The sequence below is a fragment of the Rhodococcus sp. H29-C3 genome, from assembly GCF_030063405.1.
Lineage (GTDB): Bacteria > Actinomycetota > Actinomycetes > Mycobacteriales > Mycobacteriaceae > Rhodococcoides.
Map to the genome: position 1 here is coordinate 243,008 of NZ_JASITC010000005.1, position 19,493 is coordinate 262,500.

Here is a 19,493-nt window from a genome sequence, read left to right on the forward strand (position 1 = left end):
CTGGCACAATGAACTCTCGTGTCTTCACGCGGAAAGCTGTCCTCCGGCCTCGTCGGTGCCGGGTTATTGATCGTGGACAAGGGACCAGGGGTCACCAGCCATGACGTCGTCGCCTCCTGTCGCAAACTTCTGCACACTCGGAAGGTGGGGCATGCGGGCACGCTCGACCCGATGGCCACCGGTGTGCTCGTCCTCGGGATCGAACGCGCCACGAAGATGCTGGGGCTTCTCGCGTTGACCACCAAGGAATACACGGCAACGATCCGACTCGGGCGTAGTACCACCACCGACGATGCCGAGGGTGAGACCATCGCGGATGCGTCGGCGCACGAGGCGAGCGATTCGGCGCTTCGAGAGCAGATCGCGCTACTGTCCGGTGACATCGAGCAGATTCCGGCGAGTGTGAGTGCGATCAAGGTGGATGGGCAACGTGCCCACAAGCTGATACGTGCAGGTGAAGAGTTCACCTTGCCGGCTCGAAAGGTCAGCGTGACGAGGTTCGACCTACTTGCCCGGCGAGACGTGCCCAATACCGGTTTCGTAGATCTCGATGTCGACGTCGAATGCTCTTCTGGAACCTACATTCGAGCGCTCGCGCGTGACCTCGGTGCCGCTCTCGGTGTCGGCGGCCACCTGACCGTGCTGCGGCGCACGCGAGTGGGCCCGTTCACTTTGGAGCATGCTCGTACCCTCGACCAGCTCGCGGAGAACCCTGGGGTCAGCCTGGACATCGACGAGGCTGCGCGCACTGCTTTTCCGCACCGGCAGCTCGACGCCGAAGAAGCGGAATCGGTCAGCCAGGGGAGATGGTTGGATCCCGTGGGGATCGATGGCGTGTATGCAGCGATCGACCCATCGGGGCACACGATCGCTCTGCTGCAAGAAAAAGGTAAGCGCGCAAGCTCGGTGCTGGTCGTTCGCCCGGCAACCTTGCGCGGTTGCTAGCGGGTCGGGATCATCCAGATCGCTTCGGCTGCAAGTTGACCGAGATCGATGACACCCTTGTCGGCACCGTGATGGTCCAATTCGATCTCCACCGTTCCTGCGTAGTCGCGTCGCTCGAGGACGGCGATCGGCAGATCGAGCGTGATGCCCACCGAGTCGAAGTAGCGCAGCATCGCCGGATCGGAATCGGAAATCCGGGCGACCAGCCCGCGTTGGCCGTCTGCGTAGTCGCTCAGGCGCGTGGCCTCGGGTGACGCTATGTCGCCGTCCACCGACGGAATCGGGTCGCCGTGTGGATCACGTTCAGGGAAGCCGAGTTTCGCGTCTATTCGCGACATCATCAGGTCCGAGACCGCATGCTCGAGTATTTCTGCCTCGTCGTGCACTTCGTCCCAGCCGTAGCCGAGTTCTTGCACGAGATAGGTCTCGATCAGTCGGTGACGTCGAACCATCGCAATGGCCGCGGTGCGTCCCCTAGGGGTAAGAGAGATAGCCCCGTAACGAGCGTGGTCGACCATGCCTTGATCTGCCAGTTTGCGGATCGCCTCGGACACTGTCGAGGCGGAGACGCCGATGCGTTCGGACAGCATCTTTGTACTGACGGCGTCTTCGGTCCACTCGCCGGCGGTCCAGATCACTTTGAGATAGTCCTGCGCGACAGCCGACAGCTGCAGTTCTTCCGCGAGGTTGTCTGCTGCAGTCTTGTTTCCTGCAGTGTTCTTGCCGCCGGTGTTCGGGCTGACCGTTTGCTCCACCACGCGAGAAAGCTTAGCTTCCCGCCGGTTGGCTCGCCGCCACGTCGTCGGAGCGTCGGAAATAGCGGGTAATCAACCCCTGCGACGGGCTGAACAGATAGGCGAGGATGAACACGAAGCCCTGCGACAACACGACGGTGCCGCCCGAGGACACGTCGAGATAGAAGCTCACATAGATGCCGACTATCGCGCAGCCGACGGCGATGCTCGGTGCGACAACGAGCATCCGACGGAAACGATTGGTCAACAGATATGCCGTCGCTCCCGGTGTGATCAGCATCGCGACGACGAGAATGACGCCGACTGCTTGGAGTGCGACGACCGTCGTCAACGCGAGCAATGTCAGCATCGTCGCCGAGATGACTGTGGGCGAGATACCCACCGCACGCGCTTGCGTCCGATCGAAGGCGAACAGCGTGAAGTCGCGACGCTTGAGGACCATCACCAGCAGCGCGAGACCGCCGAGGATGAACACTTGCAGCATGTCCGATTGCGATACCCCGAGGAGATTGCCGAAGAGGATGTGGTTCAGGTCGATCTGGCTCGGGAACTTCGAGATCAGCACGACTCCGAGCGCGAACAATGTCGTGAAGACGACGCCGATGGCCGCGTCCTCCTTGACCAGAGTGGTGTTGCGGACGAGACCGATAGCGCCGACGGCGACGAGCGCGAACAACAGTGCCCCGATTGCGAAGGGGGCGCCGAGCAGATATGAGAGTGCGACGCCAGGCAGAACCGCGTGCGAGACCGCGTCGCCCATCAACGACCAGCCGATGAGCACCAACCAGCAACTGAGTACGGCACAGACGATGGACGCGGTGACCGTCACGAGCATGGCCCGTTGCATGAATGTGTACTGCAATGGTTCGACGAAGAAGTCGACGAAGTCCATGATCAGCTCGCTTCCGACGTGCGGGAAGTAGTGCGTGAGAGTGGATCGACACCGAAGGCCAATGCGAGGTTCTCTGGTTTCAATACCTCCTCAGGTCTTCCGTGCATCAACACTCGTTGCTGCAGCAGGACCGCCTCGTCGCAGAGGTCCGGCAGCGCGTGGAGATCGTGCGTGGACACGAGTACCGAAGCGCCTGCCGCGGTGAGCTCACGCAGCAATCTGGTGATCGTGGCTTCGGTTCGCTTGTCGACCCCGGCGAAAGGCTCGTCGAGGAGCAGTAGCGAGGCTTCCTGGGCGATGGCTCTGGCAACGAACGCCCGCTTGCGCTGGCCACCCGACAGTTGACCGATCTGGCGGTCGGCCAGTTCGGTCAGGTCGACTCGATCGATCGCGTTCTCCACCGCCGAGCGATCGCGGCTGCGCGGACTTCGCATCCAGTTCTGTTTCCCGTAGCGGCCCATCATGACGACGTCGCGGACGCTGATCGGGAATGACCAGTCCACTGTCTCGCTCTGCGGCACGTAGCTGACCGTGCCGGCCTTGCGTGCATCGGCAGGGGCTCCGCCGAAGATGGAGATGGTGCCGGTGTCCGGTCGCACTACACCCATGACGGCTTTGAACAGTGTCGACTTCCCGGACCCGTTCATTCCCACGAGGCCGCAGACGCGACCGGCCTCGAGCGTCAGCGACGCGTTGACAAGTGCGGTGATGTCTCGATACCGAACGCCGACGCCGGTGACTGTCAGTGCAGCGGGCTTCGTGTTCATTGTCGTGTCCCCAGTAACGCATCGGTGATGGTGCGGGCGTCGTAGGTCAGTAGGTCCAGATAGGTGGGAACGGGTCCACCCTCCTCGCTCAGCGAATCGACGAAGAGGGTGCCGCCGAATCGCGCACCAGTGTCCTCGGCGACCTGTCGCTGCGCTTTGTCGGACACCGTCGACTCGCAGAACACCGCCGGTACGTCGTTGTCTCGAACGAAGTCGATGGTTGTGACGACCTGTTTGGGGGTGCCCTCCTGTTCGGCGTTCACCGGCCATAGATATGCCTCTTGAAGGTCGAAGTCGCGTGCGAGGTAGCTGAATGCGCCCTCACACGAGACCACTGCGCGTTCGTTGGGCGGCAGTGTGTCGAGGTCGGCGCGGAGTCGGTTGCCGACCTCTCGAAGCTGAGCTTTGTAGGACTCGGCGTTGGCGCGATAGTCCTCGGCGTGCAGTGGGTCGAGATCGACGAATGCGGATGCGATGTTGTCGACGTAGACCTCCGCGACCTTCGGTGACATCCACGCGTGTGGATTGGATTTCCCCGCATATGCGTCGGCACGGATGTAGACAGGTTCCACGCCGTCACTCACCACTGCATGTGGGGCGGGGACGCGTTCGACGAACTTCTCGAACCACGATTCCAATCCCAGACCGTTGTCGAGGATCAGTTCGGCTTGTTCGGCGGTACGGAGATCGCCGGGGGTCGGTTCGTAGCCGTGAATTTCTGCGCCCACCTTGGTGATCGACTCGACGAGGAGATGATCGCCTGCCACGTTGCGAGCCATGTCGGCGAGAACAGTGAATGTCGTGAGGACCAACGGGCGGGAGTCCTCGGTGATGGCAGTGTTCTCGTCACCGACACTTCTAGCGCATCCCGCGAGCGCGCCGACCGACATGACCACGGCTGTGACAAGGCTCAACGTGGGCATCATCGAAAATCTACCCTGGCGAAGAAATAAGTTTGGCACACCGAAATATTGACAGAACGCGGATTTGTTTGTCCATACCTGAGTCGAGCGACACACCGATCCGAAAGTGACCCCGAACTCGGGGGCCCGTAGGCTTCCCCTCGTGCAGAGATGGCGAGGTCTCGACGATGTACCTGCCGACTGGGGCCGTTGTGTTCTCACGATCGGTGTTTTCGATGGCGTGCACAGGGGGCACGCGCAACTGATCAGCCGCGCGGTGAAGTCTGCGCGGGAACGCGGAATTCCCAGTGTGCTCATGACATTCGATCCACATCCGATGGAAGTGGTCCGGCCTGGGACGCATCCCGCGCAACTGACGACGCTGACCAGACGGGCCGAGCTTGCCGAGGAACTCGGTGTAGACGTGTTTTTCGTCATGCCGTTCACGCCCGAACTGATGAAGCTCACCCCGGAGCGCTACGTCCACGAGATTCTGGTCGAGCGCCTTCACGTCGCCGAGGTGGTCGTGGGGGACAACTTCACGTTCGGCAAGAAGGCGTTGGGCAATGTGGATCTGCTTCGTGCGGTCGGCGAGAGATTTGGATTCGCGGTCGACGGCGTGAGCCTTCTGGCGGAACACGCGGTCACGTTCTCGTCCACCTACATCCGCTCGTGCGTCGATGCCGGCGATGTCGCTGCGGCTGCGCTGGCCCTCGGTCGTGCGCATCGGGTGGAAGGTGTCGTCGTGCACGGCGATGGCAGAGGTCGCCAGCTGGGCTACCCGACCGCGAACGTGGCACCCCCCATGCATTCGGCGATTCCTGCCGACGGTGTGTACGCAGCTTGGTTCACCGTCCTCGGTCCTGGCGCGATGATCGGTACCGTGACGCCGGGCAAACGGCAACCGGCCGCGGTGTCCGTCGGGACCAACCCCACGTTCTCGGGGAGAACGCGCACCGTGGAAGCATTCGTTCTCGACAGCAACGCGGACCTGTACGGCCAGCATGTGGCAGTGGATTTCGTCGAACGGCTCCGAGGTATGGAGAAGTTCGATTCGGTCGAGGACTTGATCGCGGAAATGGGACGAGACTCCGATAGAGCCCGCTCGATTCTGTCGCAACTAGAGCCCTGGTAGTCTCCTACGTTGGTGCATGCTGCGGTCCGTGGTGGCTGCACCCGATTCGGTATCTCGCATGCGAGAGCACTCGAATTCCCTTTCACGCGGACGTCAGTGATCAGGAGTAGTACCAGTGGCATTGACCACCGAACAGAAGAAGACCGTTCTCGGCGAGTACGGCTTGCACCCGACCGATACGGGTTCACCCGAGGCTCAGGTCGCGATGCTCACCAAGCGCATCGTCGATCTCACCGAGCACCTGAAGATGCACAAGCATGACCACCACTCCCGCCGCGGCCTGTTGCTGCTGGTCGGACGTCGTCGTCGCCTGCTCAAGTACATCGCCAAGGTGGACGTCACCCGTTACCGCTCGCTGATCGAGCGTTTGGGTCTGCGTCGCTAATTCGACGTCGACGTGCCCGCTCTAGTGCGCGGTCACCGCAATAGTGCAGAAGCCAACGAGGCAGTGCTTAGACTGTCCTCGTTGGCTATCTGTGTATGACCCGAAGTACAGATAGACCAGCAACACTGCGAGTGCATGGGCATTCGCATATCGCCGTGTGCGCCTGAGGCGACGTGGCGTCGGTCTTCGGTAGTGGCCTGTCGGGCAAGTGTCCGGCCGGCTTCGATCGATGGCCGCCTCCGCTCGCACCGCTGTCGGAGTTCGAAGGAACACGAGGTTCCGAGAAATCGACAGAAGGTTCAGTAGGCACGGCAAAGACGAGAGGACGAGAAGAAAAGAATGACCGAAACCACAACGTTGGATGCCGAAGAGGGCATCTTCGAAGCTACCGCCATCATCGACAACGGCACGTTCGGCAAGCGAACGATCCGATTCGAGACCGGTCGGCTTGCGCAACAGGCAGCAGGCGCTGTCGCGGCGTACCTCGACGAAGACACGATGTTGCTGTCGGCCACCACGGCAGGCAAGCACCCCCGCGAAGGATTCGACTTCTTCCCACTGACGGTGGATGTCGAAGAGCGCATGTACGCAGCAGGACGCATCCCCGGATCGTTCTTCCGACGCGAAGGTCGCCCGTCGACGGACGCGATCCTGACCTGCCGCCTCATCGACCGCCCGCTGCGTCCGACGTTCGTCGACGGACTCCGCAACGAGATCCAGGTCGTCATCACGGTCCTGAGCCTCAATCCGGCGGATCTCTACGATGTCGTCGCGATCAACGCTGCGTCTGCGTCCACGCAGATCGCCGGCCTGCCGTTCTCCGGCCCGATCGGTGGCGTCCGCGTCGCGCTGATCGGTAAGCAGTGGGTTGCATTCCCCACCAACGAGCAGCTCGAGAAGGCCGTGTTCAACATGGTCGTCGCCGGCCGCATCGTCTCGGGCTCGGGTGCTGACGCCGATGTCGCGATCATGATGGTCGAGGCAGAAGCAACCGAAAACGTCATCGAACTCATCGAAGGTGGCGCCACCGCCCCCAACGAGGCAGTCGTTGCCGAGGGCATCGAAGCATCCAAGCCGTTCATCGCTGCTCTGTGCACCGCGCAGCAGGAGCTGGCAGCCAATGCTTCCAAGCCGACCGGCGACTACCCGGTGTTCCCGGCGTACCAGTCTGACGTCTTCGAGGCCGTCGAGTCCGCTGCGAAGATCCCCCTGAACGAAGCATTGACCATCGCAGGCAAGGCCGAGCGTGAGGCCAAGCTCGACGAAGTCAAGGCTCAGATCCTCGCGCAGGTTTCCGACAAGTTCGAAGGCCGCGAGAAGGAGATCGGCGCCGCGTTCCGCGCCCTCACCAAGAAGTCTGTCCGCCAGCGGATCCTGACCGATCACTTCCGTATCGACGGCCGCGGTGTCACCGACATCCGTTCGTTGTCGGCAGAGGTCGCGATCATTCCGCGCACACACGGCAGTGCCCTGTTCGAGCGTGGCGAGACCCAGATCCTGGGCATCACGACGCTGGACATGGTCAAGATGGCGCAGCAGGTCGACTCCCTCGGGCCCGAGACCAGCAAGCGTTACATGCATCATTACAATTTCCCGCCGTACTCGACCGGTGAAACGGGACGCGTCGGTTCGCCGAAGCGTCGCGAGATCGGACACGGAGCGCTCGCCGAGCGTGCACTGTTGCCGGTGCTCCCGAGCCAGGCAGAGTTCCCGTACGCAATCCGCCAGGTATCCGAGGCGCTGAGCTCGAACGGCTCCACGTCGATGGGCTCGGTATGTGCCGCGACTCTGTCGCTGCTCAACGCCGGTGTGCCGTTGCGTGCGCCGGTTGCCGGTATCGCCATGGGTCTCGTCTCCGACGAGGTCGACGGCGAGACTCGCTACGTTGCGCTCACCGACATCCTCGGTGCCGAAGATGCCTTCGGCGACATGGACTTCAAGGTCGCCGGAACCAAGGACTTCGTCACGGCGCTTCAGCTCGACACGAAGCTCGACGGAATCCCGTCGAAGGTCCTCGCTGGCGCACTGTCGCAGGCCAAGGATGCTCGTACGACGATCCTCGAGGTCATGGCGGAAGCCATCGACACCCCTGACGAGATGAGCCCCTACGCGCCTCGTGTCACGGCGATCAAGGTCCCCGTCGACAAGATCGGCGAGGTCATCGGACCCAAGGGCAAGATGATCAACTCGATCACCGAGCAGACCGGTGCCAACATCTCCATCGAAGATGACGGCACTGTCTACGTCGGTGCAGCGGACGGCCCGTCCGCGCAGGCTGCGATCGATATGATCAACGCCATCGCCAATCCACAGCTGCCGAAGGTCGGCGAGCGTTTCCTCGGAACTGTTGTCAAGACAACAGCTTTCGGTGCATTCGTCTCGTTGCTTCCGGGTCGCGACGGCCTGGTTCACATCTCCAAGCTGGGTAGTGGCAAGCGGATCAACAAAGTCGAAGATGTCGTCAGCGTCGGCTCGAAGCTTCGCGTCGAGATCGCCGACATCGACAACCGCGGCAAGATCAGCCTTGTGCCGGTCGAGGACGACAACGCCGCTGTGGCAGTGGACGTCCCGACGGAGTCACCCGCTGAGTAAGAAGACTCAGGACCGAACGGTACGTCCCCTCGGGACGTACCGTTCGGCCGTTTCGGATCACACCGAGCAGTCGCAGGGCGTTCGGCGAACAACGCTGCCCGGTGGTCTTCGCGTAGTCACCGAATTCGTTCCCGGCGTACGTTCGGCGTCCGTCGGTGTCTGGGTCGGTGTCGGTTCGCGCGACGAACAGCCCAGCGTTGCCGGTGCAGCGCACTTTCTCGAGCACCTGTTGTTCAAGTCGACGCCCACACGATCAGCACTCGAAATCGCTCAAGTGATGGATGGCGTGGGCGGCGAACTCAACGCGTTCACCTCGAAGGAAAGTACGTGCTTCTATGCGCACGTGCTCGACGAGGACCTCGGTATGGCCATCGACTTGGTCAGCGACGTGGTCCTGCGGGGGCGTTGTCGCACAGCCGATGTCGATGTCGAGCGTCAAGTGGTGCTCGAGGAGATATCGATGCGCGACGACGATCCCGAAGACCTACTGGGGGATCTGTTCCTCGAAGCAATGTTCGGCGATCATCCCGTCGGGCGACCGGTGATCGGAACCGTGGAGTCGATCGAGGCGATGACTCGATCTCAGCTGCGCTCGTTCCACACGCGTCGTTACACACCCGAGCGCATGGTCGTCGCAGTAGCGGGAAATGTCGATCATCGTCGGACCGTGGCTATGGCCAAGCGGGCATTCGCCGGTCAACTCGAGTCGGGAGTCACCTCGGTGCCCCGGCGTGAAGGGGGAATGCGGCTGCGTACTCGGCCCGAGTTGAGATTTTTCGCTCGGGACAGTGAGCAAGCGCACTTGTCCCTCGGGGTTCGGGCGTTCGGTCGACACGAGGGTCATCGGTGGGCACTGTCGGTCCTGAACACCGCTGTGGGCGGCGGTTTGTCCTCGCGACTGTTTCAGGAGATTCGTGAGGAACGAGGGTTGGCGTATTCGGTGTACTCCTCGGTCGATACCTTCGCGGACTCGGGCGCGTTCTCGGTATACGCGGGATGCCAACCGGAGAATCTTGCGGAAGTGACGACGGTTGTGCGGGAGGTGCTCGCAAGCGTCGCGTCCGACGGAATCAGTGACGACGAGTGCGCCAGGGCGAAAGGTTCTCTGCGTGGCGGATTGGTTCTCGGACTGGAAGATTCCGGATCGCGAATGAACCGTATCGGGCGAAGTGAACTCAACTACGGCAACCATCACGACATCACCGACACACTCGCACGGATCGATCAGGTCACCAACGACGAGGTACGCGAGGTTGCTCGGGTGCTGCTGTCCAGGCCGTTCGGGGCAGCCGTCGTCGGACCGTACAAGAGCGTGCGCCAACTACCGGCCTCGGTCAAGTCGCTCGTACGCTGAAGCGTGAAGGTGTCGATTCCCCTGGCCAGGTGACGTACTCGCTGAATACGATGCCCGGCCAGGGGTGTGTCGATATCTACGCTGCCGCCGAGAAGGCGACCTGATCGAGCAATATGTAAGACGCTGGTGAGAATCTTCGGTGACGGCTCTGTGAATCATGCTGTCTATCAGTTCATTCGACCGCTCCTGCGTTAGTTTCGGTGAATGAAACTCACCATTGGGCCTTTCTTTCTTGCCGCGGCAGTAACCGCTCTCGTCTCCGGATGCAGTGATGGCGGTGACGGCGAGAGCCCTTCGGCTTCCTCCACCGCCGTTCCCACCGCCATCCCCACAGCTTCCGCGTATCCGCCGGTTCCGTCCGCCGCAGATCTGAACGAGGAACTGAAGCGGGGCTTCGATCCAGCGGTTCCATCGGCAGAGAAGGCTGTATTCGTTCAGGGTGCAGAAGAAGACCCCGCATTGATCGAACAAGTCGTCACTGCAGCCGTTACGAACGACGCGATCGTAGAGATTACCGGCGTCGATGATCTAGGCGATGGAACACTGAGCGCCGGGGCCACATTGACGATCGGTGGTCAACCGAATCCGACGACGATGATTTTCGTGGCCGAGAACGGCGTGTGGAAGCTCAGCCGCGACAATGCCTGCGCACTAGTCGGACTTGCCGGGCTTACGTCAGCGGCGTGCCCGGCCGGCGAGTAGCTTCCACGGCACGAGTGCCGATTCGAGTTGTACTGCCAGGCTCATCTTCGATTCGCCGTCGCTGCGCTCCTCGAATTTGATCGGCACCTCGGCGATCTCGAGTCCGCGTCGGACGGTGCGATAGTTCATCTCCACCTGGAAGGCATAACCGTTGCTCTCGACCGACGAGACGTCAATTGCCCGGAGAGTCCTCGCATGCCAAGCTTTGAAGCCAGCCGTCGCGTCCTTGACCTTCAAGCGCAGAATTGTGTTGACGTAGAAGTTTGCCCAGGCCGAGAGAGCCTTCCGGTGCCAGGGCCAGTCGCTCGCCACTTCACCGCCCGGCACATATCGCGACCCGAGCACGACCGCCGCGTCCGTGGTGGTCAGTGTCTCGATCATTGCTGGTATCACTTCGGTCGGGTGGGACAGATCGGCATCCATCTGTATGACGATGTCCGCACCGTCGTCCAACGCCTTGGACATACCTGCCACGTAGGCGCGACCGAGCCCGTTCTTCTCGGTGCGATGAAGAACGGTAAGGGGGAGCAGGCCGTTCTCGGCAAGTTCGTCGGCAACCTGTCCGGTCCCATCCGGTGAGTTGTCGTCCACGACGAGAACGTGCAGATTCTCTATGCCCAGATCCGCGAGCAGCCCTACCAGCTTGGGAAGGTTCTCGCGCTCGTTGTACGTGGGTACGACAACGGTTGTCTTCTGGGCGACGCTTGGATAAGTCACGCTCGTATGATCCGTGATCGGGGTAGCAAGAACCAAATCACAGTCGTCCGACGTCGATGAAAACGCCGGATCGGAGAGCCGGAGCGGCGTAGTCGGTGTCTATCTCTTTCACCCTCGCGGACTGGCCATCCGCTAGCTATCGCGTCGCTGCCTCGTACTCGCCGGTCGAATCGGACGTCGTACGAAAGTCGATAGCGTGCGGTGTTCACCAGCTCAGGTCACAGCGGGGGAGGTGAGGTGATCTGCAGTACATACGACATGGATTCGGGGGTGTCGTACGGGGAAGGCCCTTCGGGTGGACCGAGTATCTGCCGCACGATCAAGGTGACGAGTGCAGCGAGAACTGTCACCACGACAACCACGGCGATGACGATCAGCAGCCGCTTGGGTCCTCCGAAGAGATCGTTCGAACTCATGGGTTCATCATGCACTCAACGGTGCCGTCGACAACAATCGCGACCATCAGGGCTAACCGATCGTTTTCAGTTCGGCGACGACTCCGTGATGGTCTGTGCCGTTGACGGTGATCCGTTCGAGTGATGTCGCCTGCATTCCGCGGCTGAGGATGTGATCGATCCCGACGAGTGCAGGGTAGGCCTTGTCTGTCGGATACGTAGGGACGACACCGCCACCCGTGCTCTCTGCCGCGTCGGTGTAACCCACATCCACGATGTCTCGAAACCTGCTGTGCGACCAGGTCGAGTTGAAGTCGCCGCTCACTATCACTCGCGGTAGATCTGCGGACGTCGTCACCTCCTTCTTCAGCAGTTCCATTTCCGCGGCCCATACCGGCGTGGGGGACGGGTAGGGCGGGACGGGGTGCACCGAGTACACCCGGATGGGCGGGCCGGTGCCTACGTCGATATCGGTGGACAGATTCCACAGCAGAAAAGTAGGTAGTTCCCGTTCGTTCGCAAGCGGGAAGCGGCTGTAGATGCCGGCGCCGCCTCCGCCTTCGGGGGTGGGACGGGTGAACTTGTAGGGCAGTAGATCTTCCAGACCCGCGACGTCGAGGCCACTCAGGGCGCTGCTCGTGAGTTCTTGGACGGTAAGGATGTCGATGTCACGATCGATGACCTCGCGGACTATCTGATCGGGATCGGCCAGCCCGAGCATGAGGTTCGACTGCATGATTCGCAGAGTCGGGCCAGTGGAATCCTCCGATGCTGCGGCGGTCGAGCCGGGGGCATACAAGGGAGCGAAAAGCCCGACCCCCGTCGCGAGAGCAGCCGCCGACGCTGCGAAGAGGATCCATCTTCGTCCGAATGCGGCTACAACAGCGCCGATCACCGACACAGAGACAAGGAATGGTGTGAACGATGCGAGGGCCACGACATACCGGTTGTCGACCCGTGAAAAGTAGGCAAGCAACCCCAACACCGAGATCGACAGGCACACCCCGGCTACGAAGCCTGCAATTCTTGTCCGCATTGTCGGATCCTAATCACAAACGCGCCGACAGGTCGAGAAGGAGGTGATCGGGACCAGGGGTGCCCGCGGGCTGGTCCCGTTATACCGTCCTGACCGAGTCGATCTCGGAGAGTGGCAGATATAGCGTTGCTCCCTTATCCTTGAACTCTTGCGACTTGACCGCCATGTCGGAGGCCAGCTTTCGGTCGATATCGTCTTGAGTTACCAGATCGTGCTGCAACGCGTACTCGCGGACGTCTGCCGAGATTCGCATCGAGCAGAACTTGGGTCCACACATCGAGCAGAAGTGAGCCGTCTTCGCCGGCTCTGCGGGCAGGGTCTCATCATGGTAGGCGACGGCGGTATCCGGGTCGAGCGCCAGATTGAACTGATCGTTCCAACGAAATTCGAAGCGAGCCTTCGACAGTGCGTCGTCCCGCTCCTGAGCCCTGGGGTGGGCTTTCGCCAGATCCGCCGCGTGCGCAGCGATCTTGTAAGTAATCACCCCGACTTTCACGTCGTCACGATTCGGCAGTCCGAGGTGCTCCTTGGGAGTGACGTAGCAAAGCATTGCTGTGCCGGCTTGCGCGATCATTGCTGCTCCGATCGCGGAGGTGATGTGGTCGTAGGCGGGCGCGATATCGGTCGCGAGCGGGCCGAGGGTGTAGAACGGGGCCTCTTCACATAGTTCCTCCTCCAGCCGGACATTCTCGACGATCTTGTGCATCGGAACATGGCCCGGCCCCTCGATCATCACCTGGACGCCATAAGATTTGGCGATCTTTGTCAGTTCGCCAAGAGTGCGTAGCTCGGCGAACTGCGCCGCATCATTGGCATCGGCAATCGATCCCGGACGTAATCCGTCACCGAGGGAGAATGTGATGTCGTAGCGGGCGAAAATTTCGCACAGCTCTCGAAAGTGAATGTATAGAAAGGACTCCTCGTGGTGGGCCAGGCACCAGGCGGCCATGATGGATCCGCCGCGGGAGACGATTCCGGTGACACGACGGGCCGTCAGCGGGACGTACCGCAGCAACACGCCGGCATGTACCGTCATGTAGTCGACACCCTGCTCGGCTTGTTCGATGATAGTGTCGCGGTACAGCTTCCATGTGAGTGCGACCGGATCACCGTTCACCTTCTCCAGGGCCTGGTAGATGGGTACGGTACCTACCGGAACCGGTGAGTTCCGCATGATCCACTCCCGAGTGGCATGGATATCTTTGCCGGTCGAGAGATCCATGATGGTGTCGGCGCCCCATCTGGTAGCCCATACCATTTTCTCCACCTCGTCGGCTATCGATGAGGTGACTGCGGAGTTGCCGATATTGGCATTGACCTTGACCGTGAATGCCTTGCCGATGATCATCGGTTCGGACTCTGGATGTCGATGATTGACCGGGATTACTGCTCTGCCTGCCGCGACCTCGGTTCGTACGAATTCAGCGGGCATCTGCTCGCGCTCGGCGATGTAGCGCATCTCATCGGTGATCAAACCTGCTCGTGCCCAGGTGAGTTGGGTACTTGCTCCATCTATCGGTTCCGGACGATTCCAACTGTCACGCATCTTCGGCAGGCCGGCCTCGAGATCGAGATGAGGTTGGGCGTCGGTGTACGGACCCGAGGTGTCGTACAGATCGTGATGTTCACCGTTCGAGAGGTGCACCCGGCGCCCCGGCACACGGAGATGTTCGATCCGGCGATAGGTTTTCGAGCTACCACGGATTGGACCCGTGGTGATGGTAGTACTGGCAACAGAATTCGCGGCGTCAGCCATGGTTCTCCCTACGCCGGCATTACCCGGTCAGGTTCATTCGGTCGACGGCCGCCTGCCGTCATCTCAGCCCTCGGTTCGCGAGAGCCCCCGTGCTTTGTATGTTTCCACCGAAAGACTACGCCTACATAGGCAGAACTCGAAAAACTCTTCGGTGCGCTAGAGCTCTAACTCAGAAAGACTGCTGCTCGGTCCGCTAGGTCGAGTAGCGGCGCGGGAACAATGCCGAAGACGATGGTGGCGCCCACACCGATTCCGATCGTCAGGGTTGTAGCAACACTCGGAGTCACTACAATCGCTCGGCTGCTATCGGTGGAATCCGGTTCGGAGAAGAACATCAGCACGATCACGCGGATATAGAACACCGCAGCAATGGCGCTGCTCACGACACCGACCACGACGAGTGGCGCTGCACCACCCTGCGCAGCTGCCTGAAAGACGGCGAACTTTCCGAAAAATCCACTGGTCAGCGGAATTCCGGCGAACGCAAGTAACAACAGTGCGAAGACCCCAGCGATCAAAGGTGACTGCTTACCCAAGCCCGCCCAGCGTGAGATGTCGCCGACCTCACCGAACTCGTCCCGGACAACTGTAACCACTGCAAATGCCGCGACAGTGCTGAATCCGTAGACGAACAGATAGAACAGCGTCGAGGACAGTCCGGCAGCGTCGACGGCGATGAATCCGGTCAGAATGAAGCCGGCGTGCGTAATCGACGAATACGCGAGCATGCGTTTGATGTCGGTCTGTGTCACGGCCAGGATGGCGCCGATCAGCATCGTTGCGATTGCCACAGCCCACAGCGCTGGTCGCCATTCGGAACGGAGATCCGGTAGCGCTACGTAGAAGACCCTCGTCATAGCGCCGAACGCGGCGACCTTCGTTGCTGCCGCCATGAAAGCCGTGATCGGCGTCGGGGCGCCCTGATAGACGTCGGGGATCCACGAATGAAAAGGAATTGCACCGATCTTGAACAGGAGACCGACTCCCACCAGTGCGGTACCGAGTACCGCCAGGGCGTCGTTCCCGGTGCCCAAGGACACAGCATCACCGATATCACCCAGCGTGACGGAGCCGGCGTACCCGTACAGCAACGCCGATCCGAACAGGAAGAAGGCCGAAGAGAATGCGCCGAGAAGAAAATACTTCATTGCCGCTTCCTGCGACAGTAACCGCCTTCGCCGGGCGAGGCCGCAGAGAAGATAGAGCGGAAACGACAAGACCTCGAGAGCAACGAACATGGTCAACAGGTCGTTCGAAGCTGGGAACAGCAGCATGCCCCCCAACGCGAACATCGTCAGCGGGAACACTTCGGTCTGGGCGACGCCGGCGTGCGTTGCTTGCTGCTCGGCAAGGGATCCTGGAACAGTCGAGGCTTGTGGCGCAAACGAATCCGCACGTGGTAGTGCATTCTTGGGTGCGGCGCCCAGGCTCGGTTCGACCCTTCGCTCGGCGATCAGTAATACCGAAGGGATCGCGATCAACAACAGCGTTCCCTGCAAGAACAATGCCGGGCGGTCGATGACAACCGAACCCATCATGGCAAGGCTTCCGGCGGAATCGCTTCCGTCCAAGGACAACGCAAGCACGACAACCGCTGCCAGAGCCGCGCCGATACCACCGATAGCGAGCGCGACATGGGCCGGATATCGAGCGGACCTGGGAAAAAATGCTTCCACGAGAACTCCGAGAACCGCGACACCGAAGATGATGAGCATCGGCGCCAGCTGGCTGTATTCGATACTCGGGGCCACCACAACTGCGTCGCCGGTCATCTGATTCCTGCCTGTCCGTCAGCGGTGAGATCGTCGGTCTCGACCGAGGTCACCGTCGTCGCTACCGAGGGCGAGATTATGTCGAGGATCGGTTTCGGGTACAGCCCCAACACGATCAGAAGCGTTATCAAGGGCACCATCACGGCCAGCTCGCGTGGAACGAGGTCGTGCACATCTGCGTTCTTTTTTTCGAGTGGACCGGTCATGATCCGTTGATAGAGCCACAGGATGTAGACGGCCGACAGAACGAGCGCTGATGTCGCGACGACTGCGGCAACCTGGTAGCGGGTGAACGTTCCGATCAGCACGAGGAATTCACTGACGAAGGGCGCTAACCCGGGGAGTGAGAGAGTAGCCAGACCGGCAATGAGGAAGGTACCGGCGAGGACGGGTGCGACTTTCTGGATTCCACCGTAGCTGTCGATCGCGCGAGTGCCGCGGCGCGACACCAGAAACCCGGCGACGAGGAACAGTGCGGCAGTGGAGATTCCGTGATTGACCATGTAGAGCGTCGAACCGGTCTGACCCTGACTGGTCATAGCGAAGATCCCGAGGATGATGAAGCCGAAGTGAGATATCGAGGTGTAGGCGATCAACCGCATGACATCCGTCGAAGCGATTGCAAGGATTGCGCCGTAGACGATTCCGATCACTGCCAGCGTCACGACGAACGGTGCGAAATACTTCGACGCATCGGGAAAGAGCTGCAGACAGTATCGGAGCATGCCGAATGTTCCGACTTTGTCCACGACGGCCATCATCAACACCGCCGTTGCGGGAGTCGATTCGACTGCGGCTCCCGGCAGCCACGAATGGAACGGCCACAGTGGGGCTTTCACAGCGAAGGCGAACATGAAGCCGAGGAACAGTGCATTGAGCAGTCCAGGTGACATTCCGAGATCGCCGGCTGCCGCGGAAGCAGCTATCTCTTCAAAGCCGAATGTGCCTGTACCGACGTACAACCCGACGATGGCCGCGAGCATGACGAGTCCACCCAGGAGGTTGTACAACAGGAATTTCACTGCTGCAGATGCGCGGTGCTTACCGCCGAAACCACCGATGAGGAAGTACATCGGAATGAGCATCGCCTCGAAAAAGACGTAGAACAGCAAAATGTCGAGGGCACTGAACGACATCAACACCATCGATTCGACAGCGAGAATCAGCGCAACGTACAGGTGTGCCGACCGTCCGATCCGTGGGTCGTTCCACCCGGCAACCAGAAGCAGAGGCAGCAGAACCGCGGTCAGGAGGATCAACACCACGGCAATGCCATCGACACCCAGCTCGTAGCGGGCACCGAATGCCTCGATCCACGAATGAGATTCGACGAATTGGTACCTTGCGCCTCCAGGCTCGAACCGAACCGCCACGACCACGGCCACGACAAGTGTGAGCAGCGACGCCACGAGCGCCGACACTTTGGCCCACCCTGGCCGTGCTTTCGGCATGGCAAGCGCAGCTGCTGCACCGATGATCGGCAACACCCACAATGTCGTCAACCAAGGAAAGGAATTCACCACACCATCACCGCCACCATCATCGCGAGAAACACAGCCGTGCCGAGCAACATCGTGAGCGCGTAGGTACGTACGAAACCGGTTTGCACGCGGCGGATTCGGGTTGATACCGCTGCGATGATCGACCCGAGGGCGACGGTGGCGCCGTCGATTGCGGTGTCGTCGAATACTTTCGCGGCCTGGGTGATCTTCTGGCCGGGACGCATCAGAGCGGCCTCGTTGAAGGCGTCGCCGTACAGATCCCGTCGGGCCGCAGTCGTCACCACCGAGACCGGTTCAGGCGCTGTGGCCGGTATCGGCGATCGTGCATAGCGGAGGTACGCCACGAGTACTCCGACCGCGACGACAGCAAGCGCCATGGACGTCACCAGCCAGGCCGGAAGTGCGTGTGACTCCTCGACTTCGCCGAAGACGGGCTCCAACCATGACGCCAACGATCCTCCAACGGTCAACAGTGCCCCCGCGCCGACCGACCCGATCGCGAGAACGACCATCGGAGCGGTCATCACCGAAGGCGACTCGTGTGGGTGTGCATCGGGGGCCCACCGCGCAGTGCCGAAGAAGGTCATCAGCATCACCCGCGTCATGTAGAACGCCGTCAGACCGGCTCCGAACAGGGTGACGACGCCGAGCACGACGCCGGCCGCGCCACCTGCACCGAAGGCGACCTCGATGATCTTGTCCTTGGCGAAGAAGCCGGAGAAAGGTGGAACACCGATGATGGCGAGGTAGCCGAGGCCGAACGTCACGAAGGTGATCGGCATCGACTTCCGCAGCGCCCCGTATCGGCGCATGTCGACCTCGTCGTTCATACCCTGCATGACGGACCCGGCACCGAGGAAGAGGCCGGCTTTGAAGAAGCCGTGTGCGAGTAGGAGCATGATCGCGAAGGTGTATCCGGCCGGGCCCAGTCCGGCAGCGAGCACCATGTATCCGATCTGGCTCATCGTCGACGCGGCCAATGCCTTCTTGATGTCGTCCTTGGCGCACCCGATGATCGCACCGAACACAAGCGTCACGGCGCCCACGATGACGACCGCGGTCTGAGCCGTCGGGGCCGCGGTGAAGATCGGCCCCGACCGAATGATCAGATACACGCCTGCTGTCACCATCGTCGCTGCGTGGATGAGTGCCGACACCGGCGTCGGCCCTTCCATGGCGTCGCCGAGCCAGGATTGAAGCGGCACCTGGGCCGACTTTCCGCACGCCGCAAGAAGCAGCACCAAACCGAGTGCGGTCAGCACCGACTCACTTGCCGTATCTGTCCCCGTCAGGACCTCGGAAAAGGACACGCCACCGAACGTTGAGAACATGATCATCAACGCGATCATCAATCCGATGTCACCGACGCGATTGACGATGAACGCCTTTTTCGCTGCTGCTGCCGCGGAGGGCTTGTACTGCCAGAATCCGATGAGCAGATACGACGCGAGGCCCACGCCCTCCCACCCGACGTACAAGCCGAGGAAGTTGTCGGCCATGACCAGCAAGAGCATCGCGGCCAAGAAGAGATTGAGGTATGCGAAAAATCGTCGACGATCGGGGTCTTCGCGCATGTAACCGATCGCGTAGATGTGGATGAGCGAACCCACTCCCGTGATGAGCAATACGAAACACATCGACAACTGATCGAGTTGCAGACCGAAATCGACCTGGAGGTCGGCAACGGGAATCCACCTGAACAGAGTTTGGCTCACGGCGCGGTCCTCGGCGCTTCGGCCGAGCATCTCCACGAAGAGGATGACCCCGACGACGAACGACGCCGAGGCCACGGCGGTGCCGAAGATATGTCCCCATCGGTCACCGCGGCGCCCGCACAGCAGCAGGATGGCCGCGCCCAGTAACGGGAGGGTCGGTAGTAGCCACAT

Annotated in this window: 17 protein-coding genes; 6 read left to right on the forward strand and 11 right to left on the reverse strand. The window is 61.1% G+C overall.

All coding sequences use genetic code 11. The features are described 5' to 3' along the window. Nucleotides 1-18 precede the first annotated feature (18 nt). Complete coding sequence (truB, locus tag QMK32_RS14140; protein ID WP_283475679.1) at nt 19-945, forward strand: tRNA pseudouridine(55) synthase TruB; 927 nt, start codon at nt 19-21, stop codon at nt 943-945. Here the strand turns inward: truB and QMK32_RS14145 are convergent. From QMK32_RS14145 to QMK32_RS14160, 4 genes are all read right to left on the reverse strand, one after another. Next, nucleotides 942-1,619, reverse strand: a complete 678-nt coding sequence (locus tag QMK32_RS14145; protein WP_283475867.1) for a metal-dependent transcriptional regulator — start codon at nt 1,617-1,619, stop codon at nt 942-944. The two genes, truB and QMK32_RS14145, sit on opposite strands and share 4 nt — an antisense overlap. A 94-nt stretch (nt 1,620-1,713) precedes the next feature. After that, complete coding sequence (locus QMK32_RS14150) at nt 1,714-2,592, reverse strand: metal ABC transporter permease (RefSeq protein ID WP_269303595.1); 879 nt, start codon at nt 2,590-2,592, stop codon at nt 1,714-1,716. A gap of 2 nt (nt 2,593-2,594) precedes the next feature. Next, on the reverse strand, nt 2,595-3,359 hold the full coding sequence (locus QMK32_RS14155) for a metal ABC transporter ATP-binding protein (RefSeq protein WP_283475680.1): 765 nt from the start codon (nt 3,357-3,359) through the stop codon (nt 2,595-2,597). Beyond that, nucleotides 3,356-4,282: a metal ABC transporter substrate-binding protein gene (locus tag QMK32_RS14160; RefSeq protein ID WP_502943607.1), complete on the reverse strand. Its 927-nt coding sequence runs from the start codon at nt 4,280-4,282 to the stop codon at nt 3,356-3,358. The genes QMK32_RS14155 and QMK32_RS14160 overlap by 4 nt, the downstream gene beginning before the upstream one ends. Before the next feature lie 142 nt (nt 4,283-4,424). Here QMK32_RS14160 and QMK32_RS14165 point away from each other — a divergent pair, with 142 nt between their 5' ends. The 5 genes from QMK32_RS14165 to QMK32_RS14185 all read left to right on the forward strand — a co-directional run bounded on the left by QMK32_RS14165 (nt 4,425) and on the right by QMK32_RS14185 (nt 10,429). Then, the gene (locus QMK32_RS14165) at nt 4,425-5,396 is read left to right on the forward strand and encodes a bifunctional riboflavin kinase/FAD synthetase (protein ID WP_283475681.1); all 972 of its coding nucleotides are present in this window, start codon (nt 4,425-4,427) and stop codon (nt 5,394-5,396) included. Between the two features lie 115 nt (nt 5,397-5,511). Next, a complete protein-coding gene (gene rpsO / locus QMK32_RS14170) occupies nt 5,512-5,781 on the forward strand; it encodes a 30S ribosomal protein S15 (RefSeq protein WP_084348655.1) in 270 nt (89 codons plus the stop codon). 339 nt (nt 5,782-6,120) lie between these two features. Continuing rightward, nucleotides 6,121-8,373 carry a polyribonucleotide nucleotidyltransferase gene (locus tag QMK32_RS14175; protein WP_283475682.1) on the forward strand — a complete coding sequence of 751 codons (2,253 nt, stop codon included), beginning with the start codon at nt 6,121-6,123 and terminating at the stop codon, nt 8,371-8,373. A gap of 94 nt (nt 8,374-8,467) precedes the next feature. Further along, nucleotides 8,468-9,727: a M16 family metallopeptidase gene (locus tag QMK32_RS14180; protein WP_283475870.1), complete on the forward strand. Its 1,260-nt coding sequence runs from the start codon at nt 8,468-8,470 to the stop codon at nt 9,725-9,727. A gap of 204 nt (nt 9,728-9,931) precedes the next feature. Beyond that, nucleotides 9,932-10,429: a WKL family lipoprotein gene (locus QMK32_RS14185; RefSeq protein WP_283475683.1), complete on the forward strand. Its 498-nt coding sequence runs from the start codon at nt 9,932-9,934 to the stop codon at nt 10,427-10,429. Here QMK32_RS14185 and QMK32_RS14190 read toward each other — a convergent pair. From QMK32_RS14190 to nuoL, 7 genes are all read right to left on the reverse strand, one after another. Beyond that, nucleotides 10,403-11,146 carry a polyprenol monophosphomannose synthase gene (locus QMK32_RS14190; protein WP_283475684.1) on the reverse strand — a complete coding sequence of 248 codons (744 nt, stop codon included), beginning with the start codon at nt 11,144-11,146 and terminating at the stop codon, nt 10,403-10,405. The two genes, QMK32_RS14185 and QMK32_RS14190, sit on opposite strands and share 27 nt — an antisense overlap. 218 nt (nt 11,147-11,364) lie before the next feature. Beyond that, nucleotides 11,365-11,562, reverse strand: coding sequence for a hypothetical protein (locus tag QMK32_RS14195; RefSeq protein ID WP_283475685.1), 198 nt, complete (start codon nt 11,560-11,562; stop codon nt 11,365-11,367). 52 nt (nt 11,563-11,614) lie between these two features. Beyond that, nucleotides 11,615-12,577 carry an endonuclease/exonuclease/phosphatase family protein gene (locus QMK32_RS14200; protein WP_283475686.1) on the reverse strand — a complete coding sequence of 321 codons (963 nt, stop codon included), beginning with the start codon at nt 12,575-12,577 and terminating at the stop codon, nt 11,615-11,617. Nucleotides 12,578-12,656: 79 nt separating this feature from the next. Beyond that, on the reverse strand, nt 12,657-14,333 hold the full coding sequence (gene thiC, locus QMK32_RS14205) for a phosphomethylpyrimidine synthase ThiC (RefSeq protein WP_283475687.1): 1,677 nt from the start codon (nt 14,331-14,333) through the stop codon (nt 12,657-12,659). 164 nt (nt 14,334-14,497) lie between these two features. After that, nucleotides 14,498-16,105: an NADH-quinone oxidoreductase subunit NuoN gene (nuoN, locus tag QMK32_RS14210; RefSeq protein WP_283475688.1), complete on the reverse strand. Its 1,608-nt coding sequence runs from the start codon at nt 16,103-16,105 to the stop codon at nt 14,498-14,500. Continuing rightward, nucleotides 16,102-17,625: an NADH-quinone oxidoreductase subunit M gene (locus tag QMK32_RS14215; RefSeq protein ID WP_283475689.1), complete on the reverse strand. Its 1,524-nt coding sequence runs from the start codon at nt 17,623-17,625 to the stop codon at nt 16,102-16,104. The genes nuoN and QMK32_RS14215 overlap by 4 nt, the downstream gene beginning before the upstream one ends. Continuing rightward, nucleotides 17,622-19,493 carry an NADH-quinone oxidoreductase subunit L gene (gene nuoL / locus QMK32_RS14220; protein ID WP_283475690.1) on the reverse strand — a complete coding sequence of 624 codons (1,872 nt, stop codon included), beginning with the start codon at nt 19,491-19,493 and terminating at the stop codon, nt 17,622-17,624. The genes QMK32_RS14215 and nuoL overlap by 4 nt, the downstream gene beginning before the upstream one ends.

Coding starts and splice junctions, on each gene's coding strand:
- QMK32_RS14195 (WP_283475685.1), bottom strand. CDS start 11,562: ATGAGTTCGAACGATCTCTTCGGAGGACCCAAGCGGCTGCTGATCGTC.
- nuoL (WP_283475690.1), bottom strand. CDS start 19,493: ATGTGGCTACTACCGACCCTCCCGTTACTGGGCGCGGCCATCCTGCTG.
- thiC (WP_283475687.1), bottom strand. CDS start 14,333: ATGGCTGACGCCGCGAATTCTGTTGCCAGTACTACCATCACCACGGGT.
- nuoN (WP_283475688.1), bottom strand. CDS start 16,105: ATGACCGGCGACGCAGTTGTGGTGGCCCCGAGTATCGAATACAGCCAG.
- QMK32_RS14200 (WP_283475686.1), bottom strand. CDS start 12,577: ATGCGGACAAGAATTGCAGGCTTCGTAGCCGGGGTGTGCCTGTCGATC.
- QMK32_RS14185 (WP_283475683.1), top strand. CDS start 9,932: ATGAAACTCACCATTGGGCCTTTCTTTCTTGCCGCGGCAGTAACCGCT.
- QMK32_RS14155 (WP_283475680.1), bottom strand. CDS start 3,359: ATGAACACGAAGCCCGCTGCACTGACAGTCACCGGCGTCGGCGTTCGG.
- QMK32_RS14175 (WP_283475682.1), top strand. CDS start 6,121: ATGACCGAAACCACAACGTTGGATGCCGAAGAGGGCATCTTCGAAGCT.
- QMK32_RS14150 (WP_269303595.1), bottom strand. CDS start 2,592: ATGGACTTCGTCGACTTCTTCGTCGAACCATTGCAGTACACATTCATG.
- QMK32_RS14160 (WP_502943607.1), bottom strand. CDS start 4,282: ATGCCCACGTTGAGCCTTGTCACAGCCGTGGTCATGTCGGTCGGCGCG.